Consider the following 22,826-nt stretch of genomic DNA (forward strand, 5'->3'; position numbering starts at 1 on the left):
GACCGATGCCGACTCAAGGGAAGGGTGGCCGTCATGCGCTATCGACTGACGTTCGTTGCCGGACTGGCCCTGGGGTACGTCCTGGGCACACGAGCCGGGCGCGAGCGTTACGAGCAGTTGAAGAAGTCCGCGCGGGAGATCGCCCAGAACCCCGCGGTGCGCAACACCGCGGAGTCGGCCGCCCAGCAGAGCCGGCAGTTCGCGGGCAAGGCCTACCACGTGGTGAGCGAGCGGGTCGGTGACCGCGTTCCGGACTCGGTGGCCGAGCGCGTACGGCATCTGCGCGAGCGCAACACGAACGGCGCGGCGGCTCACGACGACTGGGGTACCAGCAACACGTAGGCGCTCCGCTGAAGGTGCAGTGATTCGGCTGCCGGGCCGGTGGGGGCTTGGGGGCTGGTGGCGCAGTTCCCCGCCCCTAGGAGGCCTGTGGCCTCCTAGGGGCGCGGTACCGCACGGGGCAGCCGAACGGAGTGCGCTGCGCCACGTGGACGACTCAGTACCGGCAACACACAGCAGGTCAGGGCACAAGCGGTACGAGCGCTTCCGGCAGAGCGGCGCGGTGGGCTCCGGCGGTACGGCAGAATTTCCGCCATGGGGATAGTCGCCGGGCTGGACAGTTCGCCCGATTTCACTCGCATCGTCGTCTGCGACGCGGACAGCGGAGCCGTGCTCAGGCAGGGGTACGCTCCGCATCCGCTCGACGGCGCCGAGGGCGGTCGGCCTTCGGATGTCGACCCGCAGGCCTGGCTGCTGTCCCTGGGTGAGGCGGCGGGTGGCGGGCTGCTCGAAGGTGTGCAGGCCATCGGCGTCTCCGCGCAGCAGAACGCGCTCATTCCGCTGGACACGCAGGGCAACACGGTGCGCCCGGCGCTGGTCGGCGGGGACAAGCGGGCGCAGGTCTGCGCCGCCGAACTGGTCGACGCGCTCGGTGGTCGGGAGGCGTGGGCGCAGGCCGTGGGCACCGTGCCGGGGGCGGCGCAGCCGGTGACGAAGCTGCGCTGGATGGTCAAGAACGAGCCGGATGCCGCGCTGCGGACGGCCATGCTCATGCAGGCGCACGACTGGCTGGTGTGGCAGCTGCTCGGCAGACCGGCCCGGCGGACCACGGACCGGGGCGATGCCTCCAGTACGGGGTACTGGTGCGCGGTGAACGGTGCGTACCGGCCCGATCTGGTCGAGTTGGCACTGGGGCATCAGGCGCTGCTGCCCGATGTGCTCGGTCCGGCGGAGGCCGCGGGGACGACGCCCGAGGGGCTGCTGATCTCGGCGGGAACGGGCGAGACGATGGCAGCGGCGTTCGGCCTGGGCATCGGGCTCGGTGACGCGGTGGTGTCGCTCGGCGCCTCCGGGTCCGTGATGGCCGTACACCACGAGGCGCTGGTCGATCCGTCCGGGATGATCACCTCGCTCGCGGACGCGACGGGCATGCATCTGCCGGTCGTCACCACACTGAATGCCGTACGGGTGCTGCGCGGGAGTGCCGAACTCCTCGGGCTGCCCGACCTGGAGAGCCTGTCGGACCTGGCGATGAAGTCGACGCCGGGCGCCCATGGACTCGTACTGCTGCCCTACCTGGAAGGTGAGCGGACGCCCGCACTGCCGCATGTGGCGGGGACACTGGCGGGGCTGCGGCGGGAGTCGATGCGTCCAGAGCATCTGGCGCGGGCCGCGTTCGAGGGCATGCTGTGCGGGCTCGCGGACGCGCTGGACGTACTGCGCCGTCGGGGCGTCGAGGTGCGGCGGATCTTTCTGCTGGGTCCGGCCGCCGAGCTGCCGGCCGTGCAGGCCTGCGCGCCCTCGCTGCTCGGTGTGCAGGTCGTGGTGCCGCAGTCCGCCGACTACGCGGCGATCGGCGCGGCGCGGCAGGCCGCCTGGGCGCTCGGCGCCTCGCAGGGCACCTTGGATCCCCGGCAGCCGCCCGTCTGGCAGGGTGCGACCGCGCAGATCCTGGACCCCGGCGACGAGGTGGCGGTGGGGGCGGCGGTGCGGCAGCAGTACACGTCGGTACGGGACCAGACCCACCCGGGCGCCGTCGTGCTCTGAACCGGCACCCCGACCGACGGCCGCGCAGCCCGGAACGATCACCGTTGGTCGCCGGAGTCGGGTGTTCCGGACGCTTTGGGAGGTTCTTGAAACGCTGTCGGCTTAATTGGTTGGGGTAACGCCGGTGGAATGTTCGACGATGAGGCGTGGTGCGTCACCACTCACCCCTGTCGCCGACTCCGAGAGACCAGCGTGCTCATACGACTCCTGCGTGCCCATCTCAGGCCGTACAAGAAGGCCATCGCCTTATTGGTGCTGCTGCAGTTCCTCCAGACCTGCGCCACCCTCTATCTGCCCACCCTGAACGCGGACATCATCGACGACGGTGTCGTGAAGGGCGACACGGGCCACATCCTGTCCTTCGGCGCGGTGATGATCGGCGTCTCGCTGGCGCAGGTCGTCTGCAACATCGGCGCCGTCTACTACGGCGCCCGTACGGCCTCGGCGGTCGGCCGGGACATCCGGGCCGGCGTCTTCGACCGGGTGCAGTCGTTCTCCGCGCGTGAGGTCGGCCACTTCGGGGCGCCGTCGCTGATCACCCGCACCACGAACGATGTGCAGCAGGTGCAGATGCTGGCCCTGATGACGTTCACGCTGATGGTGTCGGCTCCCATCATGTGCGTGGGCGGCATCGTCATGGCGCTCGGTCTGGACGTACAGCTGTCCGGAGTGCTCGTCGCCGTGGTGCCCGTCCTCGGCATCAGCGTGACGTTGATCGTGCGGCGGCTGCGCCCGCTGTTCCGCACCATGCAGGAGCGGCTCGACAACGTGAACCGGGTGCTGCGCGAGCAGATCACCGGCAACCGCGTCATCCGCGCCTTCGTCCGGGACCCGTACGAGGAGGAGCGCTTCCGTAAGGCCAACGTCGACCTCACCGAGGTGTCGCTGGGCACCGGGCGGATCCTGGCGCTGATGTTCCCGATCGTCATGACGGTGGTGAACGTCTCGTCGATCGCGGTGGTGTGGTTCGGCGCGCACCGGATCGACAGCGGCGGGATGCAGATCGGGGCACTGACCGCGTTCCTCGCCTATCTGATGCAGATCGTGATGGCCGTGATGATGGCCACCTTCATGTTCATGATGGTGCCGCGCGCCGAGGTCTGCGCCGAGCGCATCCAGGAGGTCCTGGACACGGAGAGCAGTGTGGTGCCTCCGGCGTCTCCGGTACGGGAACTGCGGCGGCACGGTCATCTGGAGGTCCGCGGGGCCGGTTTCCGTTACCCCGGTGCCGAGGAACCGGTGCTGAAGTCCATCGACCTGGTGGCGCGGCCCGGTGAGACGACCGCGGTGATCGGGTCGACCGGCAGCGGCAAGTCGACGCTTCTCGGGCTGGTCCCGCGCCTTTTCGACGCCACGGACGGTGAGGTCCTCGTCGACGGCGTGGACGTACGGACACTCGAGCCGCGGCTGCTCGCGCGGACCGTGGGCCTCGTACCGCAGAAGCCGTATCTCTTCGCGGGCACGGTGGCCACGAACCTGCGGTACGGGAATCCGGACGCGACCGACGAGGAGCTGTGGCACGCACTGGAGGTGGCGCAGGCCAAGGACTTCGTGCAGCGGCTGGAGAACGGGCTCGACTCCCCCATCGCGCAGGGCGGCACAAATGTGTCGGGCGGTCAGCGGCAGCGCCTCGCCATCGCCCGGACCCTCGTACAGCGCCCGGAGATCTACCTCTTCGACGACTCATTCTCCGCGCTCGACTACGCGACGGACGCGGCCCTGCGTACGGCGCTGGCGCGGGAGACCGCCGAGGCGACCGTCGTGATCGTCGCGCAACGCGTGTCGACCATCCGCGACGCCGACCGGATCGTCGTACTCGACGAGGGGCGGGTCGTGGGGACGGGCCGCCACCACGAACTGATGGCGGACAACGAGTGCTACCGGGAGATCGTGCTCTCCCAGCTGACGGAAGCGGAGGCAGCCTGATGGCCGGGCCCATGGGGCGGATGATGGCCGGGGGCGGCCCCGACCAGCAGTCGATGGACTTCAAGGGATCCGGGAAACGGCTGCTCGCGCAGTTCAGGCCCGAACGGGCCACGATGTACGGGATGTTGCTCGCCGTCGTCCTGAGTGTGGGCCTGTCTGTGCTGGGTCCGTGGATCCTCGGGCGGGCGACCGACCTGGTCTTCGCGGGGGTCGTCGGACGGGGGATGCCCGAGGGCGCCACGAAGGCCGAGGTGCTGGAGTCCATGCGGGAGCGTGGTGACGGCGGTATGGCCGACATGCTCTCCGGTACGGATTTCACGCCGGGCAAGGGCATCGACTTCACGGCGGTCGGTGAGGTGCTGGGGTTCGCGCTGCTGGCGTTCGCGGCGGCCGGGCTGCTGATGGCCGTGGCGACGCGGCTGGTCAACCGGGCCGTCAACATGACCGTGTACCGGATGCGGGAGGACGTGCAGACGAAGCTGTCGCGGCTGCCGCTGTCGTACTTCGACCAGCGGCAGCGCGGTGAGGTGCTCAGCCGGGCGACCAACGACATCGACAACATCGGTCAGACGCTTCAGCAGTCGCTGGGGCAGCTCGTCAACTCGCTGCTCACCATCGTCGGCGTACTGGCGATGATGTTCTGGGTGTCGCCGCTGCTGGCGCTGGTCGCGCTGGTGACGGTGCCCCTGTCGTACGTCGTCGCCAGATGGGTCGGCAAGCGCTCGCAGCCGCACTTCGTGCAGCAGTGGCGGTCCACCGGCAAGCTCAACGCGCACATCGAGGAGATGTACACCGGGCACACGCTCGTCAAGGTCTTCGGGCGGCAGGACGAGTCGGCGGCGCAGTTCGCGGAGCAGAACGAGAAGTTGTACGAGGCCGGGTTCAAGGCGCAGTTCAACAGCGGGATCATGCAGCCGCTGATGATGTTCGTGTCGAACCTCAACTATGTGCTGGTGGCGGTGGTCGGCGGGCTGCGCGTCGCGTCCGGCGCGCTGTCGATCGGTGATGTGCAGGCCTTCATCCAGTACTCGCGGCAGTTCTCGATGCCGCTCACCCAGGTCGCGTCGATGGCGAACCTCGTGCAGTCGGGGATCGCGTCGGCGGAACGCATCTTCGAGCTGCTCGACGCGGAGGAGCAGGAGGCGGATCCCGTGTCCGGGGTTCGGCCGGAGGAGTTGCGGGGGCGGGTCGCGCTGGAGAACGTCTCCTTCCGCTACGACCCCGAGAAGCCGCTCATCGAGGACCTGTCCCTGAAGGTCGAACCCGGTAACACGGTCGCCATCGTGGGTCCGACGGGGGCGGGCAAGACGACACTGGTGAATCTGCTGATGCGGTTCTACGAGGTCACCGGTGGGCGGATCACGCTCGACGGGGTCGACATCGCGAAGATGTCCCGCGACGAGCTTCGGGCCGGCATCGGGATGGTGCTCCAGGACACGTGGCTGTTCGGGGGAACGATCGCGGAGAACATCGCGTACGGGGCCTCTCGCGAGGTGACGCGCGGGGAGATCGAGGAGGCGGCTCGGGCGGCTCATGCGGACCGCTTCATCCGTACGTTGCCGGATGGCTACGACACCGTGATCGACGACGAGGGGTCGGGGGTGAGCGCGGGTGAGAAGCAACTGATCACGATCGCGCGGGCGTTCCTGTCCGACCCGGTGATCCTTGTGCTGGACGAGGCGACGAGCTCGGTCGACACCCGGACCGAGGTACTGATCCAGAAGGCGATGGCGAAGCTGGCGCATGGGCGGACGTCGTTTGTGATCGCGCATCGGCTGTCGACGATTCGGGATGCGGACACGATTTTGGTGATGGAGAACGGGGCGATTGTGGAGCAGGGGGCTCACGAGGAGTTGTTGGGGGCGGGTGGGGCGTATGCGCGGCTGTACAAGGCGCAGTTTGCGGAGGCGGTGGTGGAGGTGGAGTGACGGTTCCCGCCGGGGGTGCGCGGGGGTTTGTCCCGCCCCCGCCGCCCCTACCCGTCCCATCTCCAGGGGCTGCGCCCCTTCGACCCCGCCAGGGGCTGCGCCCTTGTACCCCCTCGGGGCTCCGCCCCGGACCCCGTTTCGGGGGCCAGCCGCCGGACCCCCGCTCCTCAAACGCCGGAGGGGCTGATTTTCCGTGGCCGAACTTTGTCAGCGCAGGTCCGCATCAATCAGCCCGTCCGGCACTTGAGGACGAGGCCGTTCAGGCCGATCGGGGGCCTGGGGGCGCAGCCCCCAGCGGGGTCCGGGGGCGGAGCCCCTGGCGGGGGTCCGGGGCTGGGCCGGCCCCCGGGGATGGGACGGGTAGGGGCGGCGGGGGCGACTGCATCCATCAGCGGCTCCGCCGCGGGCCTCAGTCCAGATAACCCCGCAACTGGTCTGCGAACGCATGGTCCCGCAGCTTGTTCAGCGTCTTCGACTCGATCTGGCGGATGCGCTCCCGCGTGACGCCGAAGATGCGGCCGATCTCCTCCAGCGTGCGCGGACGCCCGTCCGCAAGGCCGTAGCGGAGTTGGACGACCTTGCGTTCCCGCTCGCCCAGCGTCGACAGCACCGCCTCCAGATGCTCCCGGAGGAGCAGGAACGCCGCCGACTCCACCGGAGACGTCGCGTCGCCGTCCTCGATCAGGTCGCCCAGCGCGACGTCGTCCTCCTCGCCCACGGGGGCGTGCAGGGACACGGGCTCCTGCGCCAGGCGCAGGACTTCGCTGACCCGCTCGCTGGGCAGATCGAGCTGACCGGCGACCTCCTCGGGGGTCGGCTCGTAACCGCGCTCCTGGAGCATGCGGCGCTGCACGCGGACGACACGGTTGATCAACTCGACTACGTGGACGGGGACTCGTATGGTCCGGGCCTGGTCGGCGAGGGCCCGGGACATGGCCTGCCGGATCCACCAGGTCGCGTATGTCGAGAACTTGTACCCGCGGGCGTAGTCGAATTTCTCGACGGCCCTGATCAGGCCCAGGTTTCCCTCCTGGACGAGGTCCAGCATGGTGAGCCCGCGCCCCACGTAGCGCTTCGCCACCGAGACCACGAGCCGCAGGTTGGCCTCGATGAGGCGGCGCTTGGCCATCCGCCCCATGACCACCAACTTGTCGAGGTCGAGGGCGAGTTGGCTGTCCAGCTCGGGAGCCGGGGTGCGTGCCAGCTTCTCCTCGGCGAAGAGGCCCGCCTCGACGCGGCGCGCGAGCTCGACCTCCTCGGCGGCGGTGAGCAGGGGGATACGGCCTATCTCCCGCAGGTACTGGCGGAACAGGTCCGAGGAAGGGCCACTGGTGTCGGCGGTACGGCCACGGGGCGGCAGCGTCTCTACGGGCGGCGGCTCGGGGGCCTCCGTCTCGACCGCCGTACCGGCGGCTGTGGGGACGGCTGTCCCTACGGCACCGGCGGGCGGTTCGTCGAGATCGGGCGGCGGGCCCCCCGACTCGGTTTCGGGATGGTGCGCGACACGGCTCTGTTGCGGAACCGCCGTGATGACGTCAGCCTCCGCGTCCGTCGTGTTGTCGGTCTGGGTCAGGGTCTGGGTCTGCACGGGGGCGACCTCCAGGGTGATCGCTGCTGAGGCGTACGGCAGCGGTACTTCGCGAACGGACTCGGCGGCCGCGCCGCCATCCGTCCCGTACACGTTGAGCGGAACCGCGGGGATGGAGGACCCGTCGCGTTCGGGTCGGCCGCGCTCCGAGGACTCAGGCACCGGAACCCAGTGTGGAGTACGACACATCCTCGCCACGAGGGGCGTGCGGTGACTTTTTGAAGCCGGTCTGTGACCGGGTGGTTACCCACACGTACGACGGAGTCACAACGAGGGCGCAAGGCCCGGTCAGAGCGCTGCCGCGCCCCGTTCGCGCAAGGCCTGGCCGTACTGCTGGAGCACCCACAACTCGTTCTGTACGGCGGCCAGCTGGGCCGGGTCGCCCTGGGCGCTGGCGCGGGCGAGGGTGCCCTGGACCTCGTGGATGCGACGGTCGACGGCGCGGCGGCGCACCATGACCAGCTGATCGCCCGCGTACAGCTCGTCGACGGTCTTGCGCATGATCGCCTCTACGGCCAGCTCCGTGACCATGGCGCGGACCGCGTTGTCGGGGGCTGCCTCGCGGACCCGGACCAGATACTCCTGGGGGTCCTGGACGCCGTACTCCGCGCCGCCCGCATCCATGATCGCCTGGCGCACGGCCGCGTACGGCGGGGCGGTGAACTCGTCGATCCCGTACGCGTCGAAGGCCGGGGAGACCAGCTCGGGACGCTGGAGGGCGAGCTTGAGCAGCTCGCGCTCGGTGGCGTACACGGGATTGCGGAGGTTGAGGGCGGGACCCGAGGGGGTCTGGCGGGGTGCCATGTCGTACTGGGGTGCGCGGCCGGGCGTCGGCGCCGGACCCCTGCCGCCTCGGTCGCGGGCCCAACGGGCGAGCTGGGCCACGCGCTTGACCACGAACTGTGTGTCCAGGATGCCGAGCATGCCCGCGAGCTGTACGGCGACCTCGTGCTGGGCGCCGCTGTTCTTGATGCGGGCCACGATGGGCGCCGCCTCGTCCAGAGCGGCGGCGCGGCCCGCGGGGGTTTCGAGGTCGTAGCGCGCGACGATCTGGCGGAGCGCGAACTCGAAGAGAGGGGTGCGGGGTTCGACGAGGTCGGCGACCGCCTCGTCGCCCTTCGCCAGGCGCAGCTCGCAGGGGTCCATGCCGTCCGGTGCGATGGCGATGTACGTCTCGGCGGCGAACTTCTGGTCGTCCTCGAAGGCGCGCAGGGCCGCCTTCTGGCCGGCCGCGTCGCCGTCGAAGGTGAAGATGACACGCGCGCTGCCGTTGTCCATCAAGAGCCGGCGAAGGATCTTGATGTGCTCGCCGCCGAAGGCCGTGCCGCAGGTCGCGATGGCGGTGGTGACGCCGGCGAGGTGACAGGCCATCACATCGGTGTAGCCCTCGACCACGACCGCTCGGCTGGTCTTGGCTATGTCCCTCTTGGCGAGATCGATCCCATACAGCACCTGGGACTTCTTGTAGATCGCCGTGTCGGGGGTGTTGAGGTACTTGGGGCCGTTGTCCGCCTCGTACAGCTTCCGTGCGCCGAAGCCGACGACCTCGCCGCCGATGTCGCGGATCGGCCACATCAGCCGGCCGCGGAAGCGGTCGATGGGGCCGCGGCGGCCCTCCTGGGCGAGGCCGGAGAGGAGGAGTTCCTTGTCGGTGAAGCCCTTGCCGCGCAGATAGCGTGTGAGGTGGTCCCAGCCCTGGGGGCTGTAGCCGACGCCGAAGTGTGCGGCGGCGGCCTGGTCGAAGCCCCGCTCGGCGAGGAACTTACGGCCCGTGTCGGCCTCGGAACTCGTGTCGAGCTGCTCGACGTAGAACTGGGCGGCGATCTTGTGGGCCTCGACCAGGCGGATGCGCTCGCCGCGCTGGTGGGAGGGGTTGTAGCCGCCCTCCTCGTACCGCAGCGTGATGCCCGCCTGGGCGGCCAGGCGCTCGACCGCCTCCGAGAAGGAGAGGTGGTCGATCTTCATCACGAACGTGATGGTGTCGCCGCCCTCCTGGCAGCCGAAGCAGTGGAAGAACCCCTTGCTCGGACTGACCTGGAAGGAGGGCGACTTCTCGTCGTGGAACGGGCACAGGCCCTTGAGGTTGCCCCCGCCCGCGCTCCGCAGCTGGAGGTACTCGGACACCACGGCGTCGATCGGAACCGCGTCCCGAACCGCCTTCACGTCCTCGTCGTTGATCCTTCCGGCCACGCGTGAATTCTACGGGGGTGGTGTGACAGTGGAGCACCGTCGACGGTCACGAGACCAGGCTGTCCAGCGGAACGTGCGGGTCCGCCAGTGCCTCCATGCCCACCTGAGCCTTTGACCGGATCAGCTGTTGAATCGGCTCCGTGACGTCCCACACATTCACGTTCATCCCTGCGAGCACCCGGCCCTCCTTCATCCAGAAGGCGATGAACTGCCGCTTGCCCACGTCTCCCCGGATCACCACTTGGTCGTACGAGCCTGGGGGCGCCCAGCCCGAGTACTCGAGCCCCACGGCGTACTGATCGGAGAAGAAATAGGGCACCCTGTCGTACGTCAGCTCGCGGCCGAGCATCGATCGGGCCGCCGCCGGTCCGCCGTTGAGGGCGTTGGCCCAGTGTTCGACGCGCAGCCGGACGTCGAACAGGGCGTGGTGGAAGGCGGCCGCGTCGCCGGCGGCGTAGATGTCGGGGTCCGAGGTGCGCAGCTGCTCGTCGACCGCGATGCCGCCGCCCTGCGAGCGGTCGACCAAGGTGAGGCCCGCGGCCTCGGCGAGGCTGGTGCGCGGGGCGGCGCCGATCGCGGCGAGCACGTCGTGGGCGGGGTGTTCCTCGCCGTCCTCCGTGCGGGCGGCCAGGACCATGCCATCCTGGCCGATGATCTCGGTGAGCCGGGTGCCGAAGTGGAAACGGACGCCCCGTTCGGCGTGCAGATCGGTGAAGATCTGCCCGATCTCGGGGCCGAAGACCCCGTACAGCGGAGTGGGCTGAGGCGCGACGACGGTGACCTCGGCGCCGTACTCGCGGGCCGCGGCCGCGACCTCCAGGCCGATCCAGCCGGCACCCGCGATGACGAGGTGGCCGTTGTCGCGGCCGAGGGCGGCGAGGACGCCCTTGAGGCGCTCGGCGTGGGCGAGGCGGCGCAGATGGTGGACGCCGGCCAGGCCGGTCCCCGGGATGTCGAGGCGGCGGGGCTCGGCGCCGGTCGCGAGCAGCAGCTTGTCGTAGCGCACGAGCGTGCCGTCGTCGCCGAAGCGGACCGTCTTCGCGGCCGGGTCGATCGCGTCGACGGTCTGGCCGAGATGCAGCTCGATGTCGTTGCGCGCGTACCAGGCGGGCTCGTGCACGAAAACGCTGTCGCGCTCCTCCTTGCCGAGCAGATAGCCCTTGGACAGCGGGGGGCGCTCGTAGGGGTGGTCGCGCTCGTCACAGATCAGTATGACGCGGCCGGTGAAGCCCTCCGTCCGGAGCGTCTCGGCCGCCTTCGCACCGGCCAGCCCTCCTCCGACGATGACGAATGTCTGATCCGCGTCGACCACTTGATGCCTCCTCGTAAATATGCCGCCACATGTGAGCCTCCCGCACGCAGCGTGGTGCGGGAAGAGGTAGTGACCCGATCAGGCCACGGAGGGTCACGTCGGGTGTCGCCTGCGGCTGGCTTTCTCCCCAAACCCGCCCCTTCCCGAGACTGGGGGCTCCGCCCCAGGCCCCCCGTTATCGGCCTGACGGCCTCGTCCTCAAACGCCGGACGGGCTTAAAACGTCAGCCGCGCGTGCAAAGATCGCGCAGACGCGTCGGTCAGGGAGGCGATCTGGTCGACGAGCACGCGCTTACGGGCTCTGTCGTCCGGGGCCTCGTCGAACAGAGCGCGAAACTGCGGGTCCAGGCCTTCGGGTGCGCGGGCCGTGAGCGCCTCAGCGAGTTCGGCGACCACGATCCGCTGGTCGGCGCGCAGTCGCTCCTGCTCGGCGCGCTGCATGACGTACCGGTCGGCGACCGCCTTGAGGACCGCGCACTCCAGGCGGGCACTTCTCGGTACGACCAGCTCGGCGGCGTACCGCGTGAGCCGTCCCGTGCCGTACGCCGCCCGGGTGGCGCCCTCCGCGGCGAGGCAGAAACGGCCGATGAGCTGGCTCGTGGCGTCCTTCAGACGGGCCTGCGCGACGGCCGATCCGTCGTAGCCGTGCGGCCACCACTCCTGGTCAAGCAGCCGGTCGAGGGCCTCGGCCAGCTCGGCGGGGTCGGTGTCAGCGGGTACGTACCGGCCGATCGCCACCGCGAAGACCGACTGCCGCTCGGGCTCCGCGTACAGGCAGCCGGGGTCGATATGGCTGGCGTGCAGTCCGTCCTCGACGTCGTGCACGGAGTACGCCACGTCGTCGGACCAGTCCATGACCTGGGCCTCGAAGCAGGTGCGGTCGTCGGGGGCGCCCTTGCGAACCCAGTCGAAGACAGGCCGGTCATCGTCGTAGACCCCGAACTTCCGTGACGCGGGGTCGGTGGGGTGGGCGCCGCGCGGCCAGGGGTACTTGGTGGCGGCGTCGAGGGCCGCGCGGGTGAGATTGAGGCCGACGCTGACGAGGTCGCCTGTTTCTTCGCTTCTTTGGAAGCGCTTGGGCTCGATGCGCGTCAGCAGCCGCAGTGACTGCGCGTTGCCCTCGAAGCCGCCGCAGTCCTCTGCGAACTCGTTCAGGGCCTGTTCGCCGTTGTGCCCGAAGGGCGGGTGGCCCAGGTCGTGGGAGAGGCAGGCCGCCTCGACGAGGTCCGGGTCGCAGCCGAGGGCGGCACCCAGCTCGCGGCCAACCTGGGCGCATTCCAGGGAGTGCGTCAGCCGCGTACGGGGGCTGGCGTCCCAGGCCTCGATGGGGGTCCCCCCGCTCGAGCGAAGCCGAGAGTGGGGGAGGGTGCCGGGGGTGACGACCTGGGTCTTGCCCGCGAGGCGGCGCAGTGCGGCGGAGTGCAGCACGCGGGCGCGGTCGCGCTGGAAGGCGGTGCGGCCGGGGCGCTTGTCGGGCTCGCCGGCCCAACGGTCGACTGACGTCGGGTCGTAGCCAGAGGGCGGGAGGTGGTTCTCGTACGGCTGTGCGGGTGCGGTGCCTTCCATGTCTCGACATTAAGCGTCGGCGGTGACAAATGGGCGCTGCCGGGTGCGGGGCGCCCAATCGTCTGCCGGGTTCTGATCGCTTGCGGGTGCGGGTCGTTTGTGGCTTGTCGCGCCCATACGGCGGAGCCGCAGATTTGCTACAGCCCCGCGCCCCTATAGGGGCGCTCCCCTCGCCCGGCGTTTTCAGGCGGACGCCCGTTCACGGCGGCCGTATAAGACCTGCCCTCAGGCCGAGGCCAGCCTGCGCTCCAGGGCTGCTGCGGGGGCGGCGACGGCCTGGTCGTAGCGGTGCAGGACCAGGCGGGCCATGGCCGGGTGCGCGCCGAGCGGAGCCGCGGCTATCCAGGGGGCCGCCTCGGCACACTCGGTGGAGAAGCGGCCGGGGGCGGTGAAGTACGAGGCGATCGCGACCCGGTGGCGGCCACGGGCGGCGAGTGTGCGGACGGCGTGCGGGACGGTGGGCGCGGCGGCGGAGGCGTACGCCGGGACGACGGGGACCCCGAGGCGCTCGGCCAGCAGCTGGGCGGTGCGGCGGGTGTCGACGGCCGCGTCGGGGTCGCGGGAACCGGCGGCGGCCAGCACGATCCCGCTGCTGCGGCGGGCGGTCTCGCTCATCCGTGTCCGCCAGCCGGCCTCGACGAGCCGCGCGTACAACGTCTCCACGAGCAGCGGGTGCGGGCCGAGCGGCGCGGCGACCCGGGTGTTCGCCGACGAGGCGGCCGCCGCTTCGGGGATGTCCTGCTTGACGTGGTAGCCGCGGCTGAGCAGCAGCGGTACGAGGACCGCGTCACCGGTGCCGAGGGAGGCGAGCGTGTCGGGCAGCAGGGGCTCGTTCAGCTCGATGTGGCCGAGGTGCACGGGCAGTGAGGGGCGCAGCTCGCGTACCTTCTCGATGAGGGCACGGATGGTGCTCAGCGTCCGCGGGTCACGGCTGCCGTGGCCCACGAGGACGAGCGCGGGCGCCGCGGAACGCCGCGTCCCGTCGCGCGAGACGAGGCTGAGCTGGCTGCCGAGCTGGCTGCTGATCCGGTTCATGAGTTGCGCCGTACTGTCGAGGTGAGCGCTCCGGAGGTGCTGGCCACCGGGGCGCGTGGTGGACTCGTCGCAAGAAGGGTTCGACGCCGTCATGAACTGATGGTGGCGGTACGACGTTGCCGCCCCGTTGCGCGGGAATGACGGGTGTTTTCCGGGGGTTCACGGTGGGGCGCAAAGGAGCGTGAGGTGGCCCGGGAGCCGGCGGAGAACCGGATCACCAATCCTTGCGTCCCCTTCGACGAGGCCACTGACCTGGGAGGAAACCGCATGCGCCACCTGAGGCCGGGCAAGCTGCGGCTGCTTCGACCGCGGCTGCTGCGCCTCCTCACGCTGCTGAGACCGCGGCTGCCGCGCACCCGTGCCGGACAGCGGGCCGTGCAACTGGTGATGCTCGGGTGCGTACTGGCGCTGCTCCCCTCGACGTGGCTGTTCCTTGCGGCGGACGACCGGCTGCGGACCACCCGTGACGTGCCGCGGACCGAGGTGGCGATGGTGTTCGGCGCCGGACTGCGGGGCGCGGAGCCCTCCCCGTACCTCGCCCACCGCCTGGACGCGGCGGCCGAGCTGTACCGGTCGGGCCGTATCGAGGTCGTCCTGGTCACCGGCGACAACAGCCGCGAGGACTACGACGAGCCGGACAGCATGCGCACCTACCTCACCGAGCGCGGCGTCCCCGACCGGCGCATCGTCAGCGACTACGCCGGCTTCGACACCTGGGACTCCTGCGTCCGCGCCAAGAAGATCTTCGGCGTCGACGAGGCCGTGCTCATCAGCCAGGGCTTCCACATCCGCCGTGCGGTCGCCCTGTGCCAGCAGGCGGGCGTCACGTCCTACGGCGTGCCGGCACAGGGCGACCGACGTGACGGAACCTGGTACTACGGCGCCGTCCGGGAGCTCTTCGCGGGGACCAAGGCGGCGACGGAGGCGGTTTTCGAGCCCGATCCCATGTTCCTGGGTCCGAAGGAGCCGGGGGTGTCGCGGGCCCTGGCCACGGCGGCGGAGTAGTGGGGGCGCCTCTCCCCCCAATCGCCCCACTCGTCCCGTAGCCGCAGCCCATCGCCTCAGGGGCCCCCGTCGTCCGAGTAGTCCCCGTCGTCATGGCGGCGCGTCAATGTCCCGCGTGCGCGTCAGTTCCACCATCGGCTCCACCGGCGTCCGGCTGCCCGGCCCGCTGGCCCTTCTTGACCACCGCGAACTGGCCCATCATGCCCTCGTCCTCGTGGTAGAGGAGATGGCAGTGGTACATGTACGGGGTGTCCGGGTCGGCCGAGCCCTCGAAGCGCAGCGCCAGCTTCATCGTCGTACCGTTCGGCAGGAAGACGGTGTCCTTGGCGCCCCGCAGATGCGGCGGCGGGGTCTTTCCGTTCACCTCGAGGACGCGGAACTGCACATCGTGGACATGGAAGTTGTGCGGCATGCCGTTGGTGTTGCGCACGGTCCAGGTCTCGGTGGTGCCCCTGGTGACCGTCTCGTCTATTCGGTCCATGGCCATCTTGCGTCCGTTGATCCCGGACTTCTTCAGGTCGAAGTGCCGGGCGCGCACGGCGTCCGAACCGTCCGGCACCTCCAGTTCACCCAGCTTCTGGGGCAGTGCGGGCGAGGGGCGGAGCGTCTCCGCGGCCCGTAGTTGCAGGATGTCGAAGGAGTCGTCGGCCCCGCCGAAGCGGGTGTTCCAGGCGTCCCCGTAGTTGTCCTGCGGGAAGCTGCGCAGGGTGGTGCGCTCTCCGGCCCGCATCCGTACGACGATCTCGGCGCGCTCCCCCGGTGAGAGCTGAAGCCGCTCGGTCTGCACAGGGCGTTCCAGGAGGCCGCCGTCGGTCGCTATCTGTGTGTAGCGGCGGTTGTCGTCGAAGCCGAAGGAGTATGTCCGGGCCGTCGAGGCGTTGAGCAGCCGCAGCCTCACCAGTTCGTCACGTACTTCTCGGTGCGGGTCGAGGGTGCCGTTGACCATGGTGCGGTCGCCGAGGAAGCCGACGTTCTGCATCAGGCCGCGCCCGTGATCGAACTCGGCGCCGTCGAACTTGACGTCCTGCACGATGACGGGCAGATCGTCGACGCCGTACTTCTTCGGCAGCGGCAGGGCGGCGGACTTGTCGTCGTCGAGGAGGAACATCCCGGCGAGGCCGCGCTGGACGTGCTGCTCGGTCCGCCCGTGGGGATGCGGGTGGTACCAGAGGGTGGCGGCGGGCTGGTCGATCTTCCAGTACGGCGTCCACGTGGCCCCCGGCCGCACCATCTGGTGGGGACCGCCGTCCATCCGCGCGGGGAGGTGCATTCCGTGCCAGTGCACGGTCGACGGCTCGTCAAGCGTGTTACGCACCCTGACCTCGACCTTGTCGCCGCGTTCGGCACGCAGGGTGGGGCCGAGGTGGTCGCCGTTGAATCCCCAGGTTTTGGTCTGCTTGCCGGGCCTGAACTCCTTGTCGCCCGCGCGCATTTCGAGATCGAAGACCTTGGTGCCGTCCGCCTTGACCCGGCTGGGTTCGGCGAGCGGTGGGACGGCGAGCTCATTGCCGAAGGAGCCCTTGCCGACCGTGCTGGTATCGGCGCTGGTCCACAGCCACGCGAACCCTCCGCCGAGCGCGGCGAGCAGAACGGCCACGACCGCGCCAAGGGTGACCAGAAGCCGCTTGAGGGTACGGCGCCTCTTTCGCGTCCCCGTGTTCCTCGTCCCCGTTTTCGTCATGCTTCGACGATCTCGGGCCGGGGGTGCCGCGGACATCCGGGCACTGCCCTGATCCGCCCCTGGCCGGACCCCTACGGGGCGCGGGCTCAGGACCCTCACATGAGGAGGGGCGGCGGAACGAGAAACCCCGTCCGCCGCCCCCACTCACCCCGTCAACGCCCCTTGAAAACAGGCGCCCTCTTCTCCATGAACGCGCTCATCCCCTCCCTCTGGTCCTCCGTCGCGAACAGCGCATGGAACACGCGCCGTTCGAAGAGAAGCCCGTCACGCAGGCCGGTCTCCAGGGCCCGGTCGACCGACTCGCGGGCCGCCGTGACGGCCGGGCGGCCGTAGGAGGCGACGGTCGCGGCGGCTTCCGTGGCCTCAGTGAGGACGCGGTCGTCCGGGACCACCCGCGACACCAGGCCCGAGGCCTCCGCCTCGCCGGCGTCCATCGTGCGGCCCGTGAGGATCAGGTCCATGGCCTTGGCACGGCCGACCAGGCGGGTGAGCCGCTGAGTGCCGCCGATGCCGGGGATCACGCCGAGCTTGATCTCCGGCTGGCCGAAGACCGCCGACTCGCCCGCGATGATCAGGTCGCACATCATCGCGAGTTCGCAACCGCCGCCCAGCGCATAGCCGTTGACGGCCGCGATCTTCGGCGTTCGGAATCCGGCGAACTCCTCCCAGCCCGCGAAGTAGTCCTCCGCGGCCATGTCCACGGCCGACTTCCCGGCCATCTCCTTGATGTCGGCACCGGCCGCGAAGACCTTCTCCGAACCGGTGACGACGAAGCAGCCGACGTCCGGGTCGCGGTCCAACGGGCGGAGTACGTCGAGGAGTTCGGCCAGCAGCTCGCTGCTGAGGGCGTTCAGGACGTGCGGCCGGTGGAGTCGTACGGTGACCACGTGGTCATGGCGTTCGATCTTGAGGGTGTTCATCGACTCTCCTTCTCTCCTGATGGTCTGTTACGAGTCCCAGATCGCGCCGTACGCGGGAATGCCGCGCCGCTCGAGACCGTGAACGACCTGCCAAGTCAGCTTCTTGTTGGAGATGCAGATGACGGCTTCGGCACCGAAGTCGCGGTACGCGGTGTACGCGAGCCGCACCATGTCCGGTTTGCCGTGCTGTTCGGTGTCCCAGACCAGCGCGTTCGGCTGGACGGCGAGGATCTCGTCGACCAGGTCGTCGCCATAGGTCCTGCGGGGATCGCGCGTCGCCCATACGAGCCGTGAGGGCACCTCGGCGGCCAGCAGATGCGGCAGGCAGGGACCGATACCGCTGCCGGTGGCGACGTAGATCACCTTGCTGAACAGGGTCTCGATATTGGCGACCCCGGCCGTGGTGATGCCCTTGACCCAGACTTTCGGGGGCGCGTCGTCGATGAACGAGCCCGTCCAGTCGCCCGCGCGGGAGATGGTCAGCCGGAAGCCGGGTTCGCCGGGTGAGGGCACGTTGGCGAAGGAGTGCCACTCGGTGAGCGGGCTTCGGCTGATGGCGGTGGACGACCCCGCGAAAGGGGTCACGCCGTGGTCGAAACGGGCCAACGCGACGTGCGTGGAGGGCCGTTCGATCCGTACGTTCACCTTGCGCAGCCGCAGCCAGGGCAGGGCGACGCTGAAGGTGACCACGGCCAGCACCCCGAGGGCGACCGGACCCTGCGCGCCCAGCAGCGTGTGCGTCCAGAACAATGCGAGGGCGCTCCAGCCGCCGAAGCGGTGGATCTTCTCGAAGTGGTCGTGGAAGCGGGAGCGGAAGGGCGGCAGGGCGGTGGCGACGATGACGACGAGCAGGGCGACAAGTGCCCAACTCGACGTGATGAGCGGCACGTTGGAGCCATTGACGGTCACCACGACCGCCCCCGCGAGGAACCACACCGCTCCGGCCAGCGCCCCGCCCACGTGCAGTCCGCCGAAGTGGTACACCTTCCCGAGCGTCCACCGCACCTTCAGCGGCCAGCTCGTCGGAGCCCAGGTCGCCAGCCGGAAGAAGAGGTTGATGACGTATTGCTGGCGTACGACCACGGCGAGCGCGAGGTTCGCGAGGGACGCGTAGCCGATGGTTTGGGCGCTCGGGGCCCAACTCGCCCCCAGAAAGCCGAGGTTGGCGAGCAGCACCAGGGTCGCCAGGCGGTTGTAGTGCATCAGGCGGGGGTGCTTGAGGAGGCGACGGGGCGCGGACGTGAGCGCAGGGAGTTCGGCGAGAGCCGCGGGAGGGGTGGGAGGCGCTGCGTGCGCGGCGCCTCCCACCTCGACGGATGAGGCCTCAGCGGACGAGGTCTCCACGGACGACGTCATCAGGCCGCCCCCTCTCGCACCGCCGACACCCGCAGCAGGGGTGCCCCCTCGCCACGAACCGTCGCCGCCCGTCCGGCATCCCGCGTGGCCTCCTCCCGTTCCGTCGCCAGCCGCAGCAGCGCCGCCCGGTCGACCTTGCCCCGGTCCGTCTCCGGCAGCGCGGCCACCGGGAGGACCGTGGCCGGTACGCAGTAGTACGGCAGTGCGTCGGCCACCGCACGCCGGGCCGTGTCCGGGTCGACGTCGGCCGGGCAGACGAAGGAGATCAGGCTGCGGGCGTCCCGCTTGAGTGTGACGGCGCGGGAACAGCCCGCCACCGACTCCAGCACCGAGGAGACGGAGTCGAGTTCCACGCGGAAGCCGCGGACCTTGACCTGGTCGTCGGTACGGCCGAGATGCTCGAGTTCGCCGTCGGGCGTCCAGCGGCCGAGGTCGCGAGTACGGAACATCCGGTGTCCGCCGCCGAGGAAGGGGTCGGGGGCGTACCGCTCGGCGTTCAGCGCCTCGTTGTTCAGGTAGCCCGCCGACACGCAGTCACCGCCGGCCCACATCTCGCCGATCTCCCCGATGGGCAGCGCACGCCGGTGCTCGTCGAGGACGTACACCGTGTTGTTGGGGGTGGGGCGGCCGATCGTGAGCAGTGGGTCGTCCACGCGGTGGTGGCGCATCGTGTTGACGATCGTCGTCTCCGTGGGCCCGCAGGAGTTGTGGAAGGCGGACCGCCGGGCCCAGGCGTCCGCGAGCGGGCGCGGGCACGGCTCCCCCGCGACCGCCACCGTCCGCACCCGGGGGCAGCCCGCCGGGTCGATCCCGGACAGCACGGTCGGCGTCGCGATCAGCACGTCCGCCGTACGGGCCGCCGCCGCGACGTCCTTGCCGCGGACGACGAGCGTGCCGCCGTGGGCGAGGCAGCCGAGGATCTCCCAGGCGGCCATGTCGAAGGCGATGTTGAGGAGCTGGGTGACCCGGTCGCCGGGGCGGATGCCCAGGTCACCGGGCTCGGTGAGGAGGATGTTCGCGACGTTGCGGTGGGTGACCTTCACGCCGTTGGGCTTGCCGGTCGTGCCGGAGGTGAACAGGACGTAGCACCCGTCGTCGGGGCGTAAGGGCCGCTCGAGACGGACCGGCCCTTCCACGGAGAGGTTGGCGAGATCGTCGTCGTCGAGCGTGATCAGCCGGTGTCCGGTGTCAGGCAGAGGCACCCGCAGCGTGTGCTCCGACTGAGTGAGGACGACCCGGGTTCCGGCGGTGCGGATGACGTGCCGCAACTGGGCGGCGGGGGTGAGGCCGATGTCCTGCGGGACGTACGCGGCGCCGGCCTTCAGCGTGGCGAGCAGTCCGACGAGCATCGGGATGGAGCGGCGTACGAAGAGGCCGACGTGATCGCCGGGCCGTACGCCCTCCCGTACGAGTCTGGCCGCGAGCCGGTCGGCACGACGGTTCAGCTCGCCGTACGTGATCGTCGCGCCCTGGTGCTCGGCGGCGACTGCGCGCGGCGCGGCGGCGGCCCGCCGTTCGACCGCGTGGTGGACGAGGGGGTCGGGGACGGGGACTTCAGGACCTTGGCCGAACTGCCAGAACAGGGCCCTGTCTTGGGGGGACAGATGGCTCAGGGGCATGCTTCACAGACCTCCTGGCTGTGTGGGGAGAAGGTGCCTCGGGCGACTGAACGCTTACTTTGCGTTGAAATGTCGAACACCGTGCGGAGGTGCATGGCCGCACAACGTCTGTGCGCGGTAGCGGCTCCAATAGCTTCAACGTTCAATGTGGTCCGCGTCACTGGCAAAACAAGTCACATGGCTGGACTGACAGCACATCGACAGCTTCCGAACAGGCACACGACAGGAACCTCACGTGCAGCGCTTCCAGCCCCTCACGCCGCCTGAGCCCCCACGGGGAGGTCCCCGTGCCTGCCGCGTAACGAGAGGCGTTGCGGTGCGTAACACGTGCGACGCACGCTGGACGGTATGCAGAACACCGTGACGCCCACCCACTGCCCGTACTGCGCCCTGCAGTGCGGAATGAATCTCACGCCCGAGCAGGACGGGGGCGTCGCGGTGGTCGAGCGGCCGGACTTCCCGGTGAACCGTGGCGCGCTGTGCGGCAAGGGCCGTACCGCGCCCGCGGTGCTGTCATCGAGCGTCCGCCTGACCTCACCCCTCGTCCGCAACAACGGTGTCCTGGAGCCCGCCACCTGGGACGAAGCGCTCGGCCGGATCACCGAGGCGCTGTCCCGCACGCGTACGGAGCATGGCCCGGACGCGTGCGGGGTGTTCGGCGGCGGCGGGCTGACCAACGAGAAGGCGTACACGCTCGGGAAGTTCGCCCGCGTCGTGCTCGGCACCTCGCAGATCGACTACAACGGACGCTTCTGCATGTCGTCCGCGGCGGCCGGCGGAATCAAGGCGTTCGGCCTGGACCGGGGGCTGCCGTTCCCGCTGGAGGACATCCCGAAGACCGGCTGCGTCATCCTCGTCGGCTCGAACCTCGCCGAGACGATGCCGCCCGCGCTGCGCTATCTCACCGAGCTCAAGGCCAACGGCGGCAAGCTGATCGTCATCGACCCGCGACGCACCCGCACCGCCGAGCAGGCGGACGTGCACCTCGCCCCCCGCCCCGGTACGGATCTCGCCCTGGCCCTCGGCCTGCTTCACCTGGTCGTTGCGGAGGGGCGTACGGACGAGGCGTACATCCAGGAGCGCACGAGCGGCTGGGAGGAGGCGCGGGCCGCGGCCATGGCGCACTGGCCGGAGCTCGTGGAGCGGATCACGGGCGTGTCCGTGCCTCAACTCCGGGAGACGGTACGGCTGTTCTGTGAGCCGGAGTCCGCGATGGTGCTCACCGCGCGCGGACCCGAGCAGCAGTCGAAGGGTACGGACACGGTGGGCGCGTGGATCAACCTGTGCCTGGCGACGGGCCGCGCGGGGCGTCCGCTGTCCGGCTACGGCTGTCTGACCGGGCAGGGCAACGGGCAGGGCGGCCGTGAACACGGCCAGAAGGCCGACCAGTTGCCCGGCTACCGCAAGCTCGACGACCCGGCGGCCCGCCGCCATGTGGCCGACGTCTGGGGCGTGGACCCGGACTCACTGCCGGGTCCGGGACGCAGCGCGTACGAGTTGCTGGACGCCCTCGGCACGGACATCCGCGCCCTGCTGCTCATGGCCTCGAACCCGGTGGTGTCGGCACCGCGTGCCGCGCACATCGAGGAACGCATCAAGTCGCTTGATTTCCTGGCCGTTTGTGACGTGGTGCTGTCTGAGACGGCAGCCCTGGCGGACGTGGTCCTCCCGGTCACCCAGTGGGCGGAGGAAACGGGCACGCTGACGAACCTGGAGGGCCGCGTCCTGCTCCGCCGCCGGGCGATCACTCCGCCGGAGGGCATCCGCAGCGACCTGGAGGTCATGCACGAACTGGCTGCCCGCCTGGGCGTGGAGAAGGGCTTCCCGACCGACCCCGAGGAGGTCTTCGAGGAGCTCCGCCGGGCGAGCGCGGGCGGTCCCGCCGACTACTCGGGCATCACGTACCGCCGCCTGGCGGAGGAGAACGGGGTGTTCTGGCCGTGCCCGGCGGAGGCTCCCGAGCCCCAGCAGGGGGGCGCCGACGCCCCCGCACCTCCGGCACGAAAGCCACTGCCCGGCACCGCGAGCGGCACCGCGAGCGCCGCGGCCCAGGACGGCGAGGACGCGGCGCTCGACCTCCTGCCGGACGACCCTGCGGGCGACGCCGGACCAACGGCCCCGGCAGGCGCCCGGCAGGGCGACGCCGAGCCGGGGGCCGCAGCCGCCGCCCACCCCGGCACCCCCCGCCTCTTCCTCGACCGTTTCGCCACCCCCGACGGCCGCGGCCGCTTCGTCACCGTGACGCATCGGCCGCTCGCCGAGGAGCCCGATGACGAGTACCCGGTGCTTCTGACCACCGGGCGGGTCGTGGCCCAGTACCAGTCCGGGGCCCAGACGCGTCGGGTCGACGAGCTGAACGCCGCCGCCCCCGGCCCCTTCGTGGAACTGCACCCGAGGCTCGCCGAGCGGCTGGGTGCCAAGGAGGGCGACGCCCTGGCCGTCGTCTCCCGGCGCGGACGCGCGACCGCACCCGCGCGGATCACCACCTCCATCCGCCCGGACACGGTCTTCATGCCCTTCCACTGGCCGGGCGAGGGCCGGGCCAACACACTGACCAATCCTGCCCTCGACCCGACTTCCCGCATGCCGGAGTTCAAGGCGTGCGCGGTACGTGTGGAGCGGGCCTGAGCGCTCCGCCGGAAGGGTGGTTTGAAG

The 22,826-nt window shown here is 70.3% G+C and carries 15 protein-coding genes; 6 read left to right on the plus strand and 9 right to left on the minus strand.

Annotated elements, in window-relative coordinates:
* Positions 1-33 precede the first annotated feature (33 nt).
* The 4 genes from ABD357_RS35725 to ABD357_RS35740 all read left to right on the plus strand — a co-directional run bounded on the left by ABD357_RS35725 (position 34) and on the right by ABD357_RS35740 (position 5,900).
* Positions 34-342, plus strand: coding sequence for a hypothetical protein (locus ABD357_RS35725; protein ID WP_033320955.1), 309 nt, complete (start codon positions 34-36; stop codon positions 340-342).
* A 252-nt stretch (positions 343-594) separates the two neighbouring features.
* Positions 595-2,046, plus strand: a complete 1,452-nt coding sequence (locus tag ABD357_RS35730) for an FGGY family carbohydrate kinase (protein ID WP_344395414.1) — start codon at positions 595-597, stop codon at positions 2,044-2,046.
* 192 nt (positions 2,047-2,238) lie between these two features.
* Positions 2,239-3,972, plus strand: a complete 1,734-nt coding sequence (locus ABD357_RS35735; RefSeq protein WP_344395415.1) for an ABC transporter ATP-binding protein — start codon at positions 2,239-2,241, stop codon at positions 3,970-3,972.
* Positions 3,972-5,900, plus strand: coding sequence for an ABC transporter ATP-binding protein (locus tag ABD357_RS35740; protein WP_344395416.1), 1,929 nt, complete (start codon positions 3,972-3,974; stop codon positions 5,898-5,900). The genes ABD357_RS35735 and ABD357_RS35740 overlap by 1 nt, the downstream gene beginning before the upstream one ends.
* A gap of 409 nt (positions 5,901-6,309) precedes the next feature.
* Here the strand turns inward: ABD357_RS35740 and ABD357_RS35745 are convergent, their stop codons facing one another.
* The 5 genes from ABD357_RS35745 to ABD357_RS35765 all read right to left on the minus strand — a co-directional run bounded on the left by ABD357_RS35745 (position 6,310) and on the right by ABD357_RS35765 (position 13,683).
* Complete coding sequence (locus tag ABD357_RS35745) at positions 6,310-7,650, minus strand: RNA polymerase sigma factor (protein ID WP_344395417.1); 1,341 nt, start codon at positions 7,648-7,650, stop codon at positions 6,310-6,312.
* A 126-nt stretch (positions 7,651-7,776) separates the two neighbouring features.
* Positions 7,777-9,678: a DNA primase gene (gene dnaG / locus ABD357_RS35750; protein WP_344395418.1), complete on the minus strand. Its 1,902-nt coding sequence runs from the start codon at positions 9,676-9,678 to the stop codon at positions 7,777-7,779.
* Positions 9,679-9,724: 46 nt separating this feature from the next.
* A complete protein-coding gene (locus ABD357_RS35755; RefSeq protein WP_344395419.1) occupies positions 9,725-10,990 on the minus strand; it encodes an NAD(P)/FAD-dependent oxidoreductase in 1,266 nt (421 codons plus the stop codon).
* A gap of 215 nt (positions 10,991-11,205) precedes the next feature.
* Positions 11,206-12,555 (minus strand): deoxyguanosinetriphosphate triphosphohydrolase, encoded by a 1,350-nt coding sequence (locus ABD357_RS35760; RefSeq protein ID WP_344395420.1) that lies wholly within the window; start codon positions 12,553-12,555, stop codon positions 11,206-11,208.
* Positions 12,556-12,780: 225 nt separating this feature from the next.
* Complete coding sequence (locus ABD357_RS35765) at positions 12,781-13,683, minus strand: sirohydrochlorin chelatase (protein WP_425585145.1); 903 nt, start codon at positions 13,681-13,683, stop codon at positions 12,781-12,783.
* A 174-nt stretch (positions 13,684-13,857) separates the two neighbouring features.
* On the opposite strand from ABD357_RS35765, the gene ABD357_RS35770 reads away from it, so the two are divergent.
* Entirely contained in the window at positions 13,858-14,595 is a 738-nt protein-coding gene (locus tag ABD357_RS35770) for a SanA/YdcF family protein (RefSeq protein ID WP_425585160.1), read from the plus strand.
* Positions 14,596-14,698: 103 nt separating this feature from the next.
* Here ABD357_RS35770 and ABD357_RS35775 read toward each other — a convergent pair whose 3' ends face one another.
* From ABD357_RS35775 to ABD357_RS35790, 4 genes are all read right to left on the minus strand, one after another.
* Positions 14,699-16,276, minus strand: coding sequence for a multicopper oxidase family protein (locus ABD357_RS35775; RefSeq protein WP_344395422.1), 1,578 nt, complete (start codon positions 16,274-16,276; stop codon positions 14,699-14,701).
* Between the two features lie 152 nt (positions 16,277-16,428).
* Entirely contained in the window at positions 16,429-17,196 is a 768-nt protein-coding gene (locus ABD357_RS35780) for an enoyl-CoA hydratase-related protein (RefSeq protein ID WP_344395423.1), read from the minus strand.
* A 27-nt stretch (positions 17,197-17,223) separates the two neighbouring features.
* Positions 17,224-18,552: a ferredoxin reductase domain-containing protein gene (locus tag ABD357_RS35785; protein WP_344395424.1), complete on the minus strand. Its 1,329-nt coding sequence runs from the start codon at positions 18,550-18,552 to the stop codon at positions 17,224-17,226.
* Complete coding sequence (locus tag ABD357_RS35790) at positions 18,552-20,171, minus strand: amino acid adenylation domain-containing protein (protein WP_344395425.1); 1,620 nt, start codon at positions 20,169-20,171, stop codon at positions 18,552-18,554. Before ABD357_RS35790 ends, ABD357_RS35785 begins: the two co-directional genes overlap by 1 nt.
* Positions 20,172-20,519: 348 nt before the next feature.
* Between ABD357_RS35790 and ABD357_RS35795 the strand changes: the two genes are divergently transcribed.
* A complete protein-coding gene (locus ABD357_RS35795) occupies positions 20,520-22,799 on the plus strand; it encodes a molybdopterin oxidoreductase family protein (RefSeq protein WP_344395426.1) in 2,280 nt (759 codons plus the stop codon).
* Positions 22,800-22,826: the final 27 nt, after the last annotated feature.

Source organism: Streptomyces vastus (genome assembly GCF_039532825.1).
GTDB lineage: Bacteria > Actinomycetota > Actinomycetes > Streptomycetales > Streptomycetaceae > Streptomyces > Streptomyces vastus.